Annotated in this window: 2 pseudogenes; both read left to right on the forward strand. The window is 55.6% G+C overall.

What is annotated here, in order from left to right:
* Positions 1-264: pseudogene (locus ACXJKR_RS32720) on the forward strand (hypothetical protein); the annotation flags it as partial.
* A gap of 141 nt (positions 265-405) precedes the next feature.
* Positions 406-1291 (forward strand): annotated as a pseudogene (locus ACXJKR_RS32725) (hypothetical protein); the annotation flags it as partial.

Genomic DNA, 1291 nt, shown 5'->3' on the forward strand with positions numbered 1-1291 from the left:
CCCCTTCCCACAAGCGCAGACTGGCAGCGCATCAAGGTGGACTGGCAGATTGCCGCGATTGCCAAAGTGCACGGCGCGCGGGTCGTGACCAATGACAAACCACTCGCTGCGCTCGTGAGAAGCGCAGGGCTAGTAGTCAATCTGCTCGACGAAATGCCGATACCCGACGGGGCTAGGCAGCTACTGATAGAGGGGGTGGAGCGCGCACCTGCCCCTGCGCTTCCAGTGGCCGCCAAAGCCGCGCCACAGCGACCTGCGGGCTAGCGGGCGTGCTGTCAGTTCGCGGGCCGTTGAGCTGGCTGATCTAGTCTGCCTCTGTGCATTCGATGGCGACAATTCGTACGGAAATCGGCCCGTAGCGATATCTGTCTGGCCGCTGATGAAAATATCTGTAGCGAAACTGTGATGACGCACGAATCCGACTATTCATGCCCGCTGGCCACGGTCGACAAAAGGCTGGAGGTGGTTCATAAATATTGGCATCAGGCCGAGGCTGGTTACTTTGACCCCGAACATTTTCGGGTGTCAATTCAAACCGCGATCCAAACCTTGCGCACGGTCACATTCGTGCTCCAGGCGCATAAGAAGATTTTCAACGACTTTGATGCATGGTACGACGTGTGGCAGCAAAAGCTCAAGGCGAATCCATTAATGAGATGGATGGTGGATGCGAGAAATAGAATAGAAAAACAGGGGGATCTCGAAACTTACAGCATGGTCCGTGCGGAGATTGTTGCTTCTTACTACGATAATGGTCCAAGAATGGATGTCCGCGCCGAGCTATTTCAGAGTCCTCGTCAGCTTATCGAAGATATTCCCAGTCAAGAGCTTAAGCAGCACGTGCTGAAGGATGGCTTCCTTAGGATCCAGAGGCGCTGGGTGGAAAACTCGCTTCCTGACTATGAGTTACTGGATGCTGTCGCCATCGCTTACGGAACCATTGCGAAACTTGTTGCTGACGCGCACAAGGAGCTGGGACTAGCAGAGCCCAAAACAATGTCAGATGACGAGGACCATTCGTTAGGCCGAGAATCTAGAGGCGGACGCCTGCCGTGCATGATTGGGCACAGCGACGGCAGAACTACGGATATCTGGCTAGCCACCGGGGAGCGCATGGAGCTTCAGCGCGAAACGGTCGCTATTCAAGAAGGGGACGCTGCAACTGTAGCTGCTCGGTACGGCGACATGAGCGGGCCGTTCAAGGTCGGTGATGGAGGTCCCCAAGCTTTCCTAAAGAGCCTTTTCGCCACCGCGCGCAGGGCTTTCGAAGTGGATGGTTACCATCTCACTC

The sequence above is a fragment of the Roseateles sp. P5_E11 genome, from assembly GCF_054049355.1.